This window comes from Protofrankia sp. Cas4, from assembly GCF_963555915.1.
Classification (GTDB): Bacteria; Actinomycetota; Actinomycetes; order Frankiales; family Frankiaceae; genus Protofrankia.
The window spans coordinates 1-3952 of record NZ_CAUVXL010000146.1 but is presented as its reverse complement, the minus strand read 5'-3'; the positions used below and the strand labels follow the sequence as shown (position 1 = coordinate 3952).

The following is a 3952-nucleotide window of genomic DNA, read 5'->3' as shown; positions in this document are numbered from 1 at the left end:
GCTACGCGTCACTACGTGATCGGCTTCGCCGACCCTGGACCCGTCCGGCTCCCCGGCAGGTAGTGCGCCTACCAGAGGAACGGAAAAGAAATGGGGTGGGTGCGAAGGACCGCGGGTACCGGTCAGTGCGGCTGGTGCTGGGCGGGAACCGTCCGATACGGGAGAACGTCGGGTACCCAGCCACCGGCCGGACCAGGCCCGTGTGATGGGGGAGTTGCCGGAAACGCCGTGCCCGGGAACGCGCGGAACACCAAGACGACGTCGACATCCCCGAGGGCTTCGATGAAGACCGCGTCGGTGGGGATCGTGACGGCGGTCCGGGCGACCTCAAAGGGGTCGGCGCCCGGCTTGACGGTCATCTCGTAGTAGCCGTGGCCGGGGGTGTCGAGGCGGACAAAGGGCTGTCCGTCGGAGGGGTCGCGCGGTGGGTCGAGGTCAGGCGGAATGATAGGCATCACGGTCTGCGCTCCTTGTAGTGGAAGGGTGCGGATCGAGGTCCCGGTGTGGTGTTCCAGCACCCGCCGGGGCCGCTTATTCGATCTTTCTGTTGTGACGGTTTGCGACGTGTCCCGGGTGGACCGCGGGCCAACAGGCCGGTCGGGGCGAGTTGCCGAACACCAGCCCGCCGCCGCCGCGCGAGGGTGGTCATGCTGCCGCCTCCCCGTCGGAGAGCCCGCGGAGCCGATCGACGTAGGTGACGAGTGCGGCCCGCGGGATCCGCCGTGCCCGCCCGATCCGGACGGATTCGATCTGACCGGCATTCAGCAGCTCGTACAGGGTGGTGCGGCTCACGCCGAGCAGCTCGGCGGCTTCCGTGGGGGTGAGAAGGAGCTTGTGCACGGTTCCTCCGGTCGTCGGGTCAGGCCGCACGGGGCATGCTCGGGTCGGTTGCCGAAACCGGGTGGGGATCACCGCGAGCCGCATCAAGTTGAGCGCGCCAACGGTGCCGATCCGCGACCGCGCGCAGCAGCAGGTGTTCCCGGCGCGGGGTCGCCGGATCACCGGGCCGGAGGAGCTGCCAGACGACCCGGTCGGGCGCGGCGCCCTGGCCGCCATCGCCGGTGTCCCCGGTGCCGGTGTGGCCGAGGACCGCGAGCTGTTCCCGGATCCACGTTTTCCGATCTTCCTTGTGGTCGGCAAGGGTTTTCCCGGACCACTTCCGCGAGACCAGCACGCGGCGTCCGCCGAAGCCGAGGGTTTCGCGCCGGTGGACCTTGCCCTTGCACCGTCCGGGCACGAGCCCGCCGCGGGGGTTTTTCGGTTGGACGCCGTAGCGCAGCCAGTTCGCGCAGCCCGGCGAGCACGGTTCGTACCGCAGGGCATCGGCGAGCCGGTCGACGTGTGCTCGCTGCGCGTCGGTGGCGATGTTGTGGCAGGTGTCCAGACTTTTCGTCAGGTATTTGGTCAGGTAGCCGATCAACCGGCCGGTGTTGCGGTCGTTGGCGGTCACCCCGTCGGCGCGGACCTGGACCCCGAACCGGACGACGTGCACGGGTTCGACATCGTCGCCGATCGCGTCGAGCGCCTCATCCCAGGTCGGCAGCGGCGCCCCCGAGTCCGGGTCGGTGTAGCCGCCCGTGTCGTCGTCCCAGACGGGCAGCCGGTCCGGGGCGTAGATCGGCCGGTCGCAGGCCGGCCACCAGACCTGGTGATAGCTCGCCGCCGCCACTTGCCGGAGCAGGACCCGCGGGATCGTGCCGCGCATCGCCGCATGCAAATGAGGCGCCAACCGCCGTTGCGGTTCCAGGCAGGCGAAGTACTGGACGTCGTAACCCACCGCCCGGCGCAGATTCTGCCAAAACCGATCAACCAGTTTGGGAAAATGGATCGCGTCACGGGCCGCCCGCCGGTAGTCGTAACCGTCCGGGTCCACCGGGGTGCCCTCCGACGTGACCCGCCCGTACGAGTCGCAGGTGAGGGTGAGGAACATCGACGGCCGCCACACCATCCCGTCCGACCCGGTGAACGTCCGCCCCACCGTGCGCCGATCCACCGGCAACCGGGGCAGATCCGGGGCATCCTGGCGCCGTTTCGTCGACCGGGTCCGTCGTGGCCGGTCGCGGTTGTCCGGCGCGGTCTTGCCGCGCACACCGAGGTCTGCCAACGCCGCGTCCACCTGCGAGATCAGATCGTCCACTTCACCGATCTGATCGACATCGTGGCCGGTCACAGCGTCGGTGCGGACCGCTTCGAGATCCGCCCGGAGCTGGACCAGGGTCTTCGCATCGTCGGTCGGCGGGTCGGGGTCGGGGAGTGGTTCGTCATCGAGATGCCACCCGGCCTTGCACTGCGCCATCCGGAGCTTGCGGGCACGCTCCGCACACGGCGGACACTTGCTCGCGAGGGTGGCCCCACACGCCATCGGGATGATCTCGGTTTCCCCGGTAACCATGTCCACGCGGCGCATCGCCAACGGGCGGATGCACACCCCGTTTTCCGCCGCGACCGCCTCCAGGACGTGGCGGGCCAGTGGCTGGCGCAGGCGAGCGGCCCGGCTGCCCGCCGGCGGTTCCGCCGGCGGTTCCGCCGGCGGAGTGCTCGGGGTGGTCATGCCGCCCGGTCCTCCTGTCCATGGTCGTGGTCGTGGTCCTGGCCGTCATCGTCGGAATCGGGTCGGTCGGGTGGCGGTTCCCGGCAGCCACACACCCGCCCGCGCCCCGCCGGTATCTGGCAGCCGTCATCCGCCCAGTGCGCCACCCACAGATGCCGGCACCAGCCGCAGACCGGCAGCGGATACACCGGGGCGTAGTCCTCCGGACTGGCTGTCATGCCGCCCGCCCGTCCACATCCGGGGTCCAGCCGTCCGGACCGTCACCGACCAGATCGAGCAGTTCGGCGACCGCCGGTACCGGATACCGACGGGCCATCCGTGCAATCTCGGGGTCGTCGACCCAGGCCGCCCGCACCCGGACCGGGTCGGCCTGCCCGTCCAGGAGCACATAGCCGACCCCGGGCATGTCTTCGCCGATCTCGTCGGCGCGTGCCCCGCGGTCGCGGGCACCGTCCCCGAGCACGAGATCGACCTGGTCGGCTTCGGTCATCCGCAGCGCGACCCGGACCGGGAACAGGTCCCGGAACGGCAGTACCTCTTTGCGGGGGTCCTGCACCGCACCGATCACCGCCACGCCGGGGGCCCGGCCTTGGGAGAGCAGCAGCGGCAACGACGCGGACAGCCGCCGCTTGAGGTCCCGGTCGGTGACATAGGAGGTCAGCGAGGCGATCTCATCGACGATCACCACGATCAGCGGTTCGTCGGTCGTCGGGGTGTGCAACCGGCTGACCCCACGCAGCCGGGCGGCCCGTTTCCGCATGACCGTGACCGCATCGTCGAGGAGATCGGCGATACTGTCGGTGTCGGTCGCGAACCGGGAGAACATCGCCTGCCCAAAGGCCAGTTCCATCCCACCCTTCGGGTCGGCGACCCACAGTTCGACGAGGCCGGCGCGGACCGCCGGGGCAAGCCCGCGGATCATCGCCCACACCGCCGCGCTCTTCCCCGCCCCGGTGGCTCCGGCGATCAGGACATGGGCGCCGCGGACCGGCAGCCGCCACAGCTCGCCGTCCTCCCGGCGGCCGATCGGAATGCCGGACAGGTCCACCGGACCGTCATCGTCGCCATCGCCGGTTCCGTCGGCATCGGGACCGTCGAGGTCGAACGGGGGGATGGGAACGGCGAGGGGATCGCGGCGGGCGAAGTCCACCCAGATGAACCCCACCCGATCGGACCGGATCCGACACGACCGAGCCCGGAACGCGTGGCGCAGCGCGTCGGCCTGCTCCGCCCACAGCTCGGGGGTCTGGCCGTAGAGCAGCTCGATCCGCAGCTGGTCGCCCCACCGGTCCGACCGGATCGTGCGAATCCGGGGGAACGTTTCGGCGAAGGAGACCCGGTCACCGTTGGACACCGGAATCCGAATCGCCAAGTCGGTGTGGACCATGACCGGGCGCCACC

The 3952-nt window shown here is 70.4% G+C and carries 5 protein-coding genes; all 5 read right to left on the bottom strand.

Going from position 1 to position 3952, the window contains the following annotated elements; all coding sequences use genetic code 11:
* Positions 1 to 122 precede the first annotated feature (122 nt).
* Positions 123 to 455, bottom strand: coding sequence for a hypothetical protein (locus tag U9979_RS13435; protein WP_322779637.1), 333 nt, complete (start codon positions 453 to 455; stop codon positions 123 to 125).
* A 190-nt stretch (positions 456 to 645) separates the two neighbouring features.
* Positions 646 to 840, bottom strand: a complete 195-nt coding sequence (locus tag U9979_RS13430) for a helix-turn-helix domain-containing protein (protein WP_322779636.1) — start codon at positions 838 to 840, stop codon at positions 646 to 648.
* A 19-nt stretch (positions 841 to 859) separates the two neighbouring features.
* Positions 860 to 2551 (bottom strand): replication initiator, encoded by a 1692-nt coding sequence (locus U9979_RS13425; protein WP_322779635.1) that lies wholly within the window; start codon positions 2549 to 2551, stop codon positions 860 to 862.
* Positions 2548 to 2769, bottom strand: a complete 222-nt coding sequence (locus U9979_RS13420; protein WP_322779634.1) for a hypothetical protein — start codon at positions 2767 to 2769, stop codon at positions 2548 to 2550. The genes U9979_RS13425 and U9979_RS13420 overlap by 4 nt, the downstream gene beginning before the upstream one ends.
* On the bottom strand, positions 2766 to 3952 hold a 1187-nt coding region (locus U9979_RS13415), incomplete at its 5' end, for an FtsK/SpoIIIE domain-containing protein (RefSeq protein WP_322779633.1). The genes U9979_RS13415 and U9979_RS13420, both read right to left, overlap by 4 nt.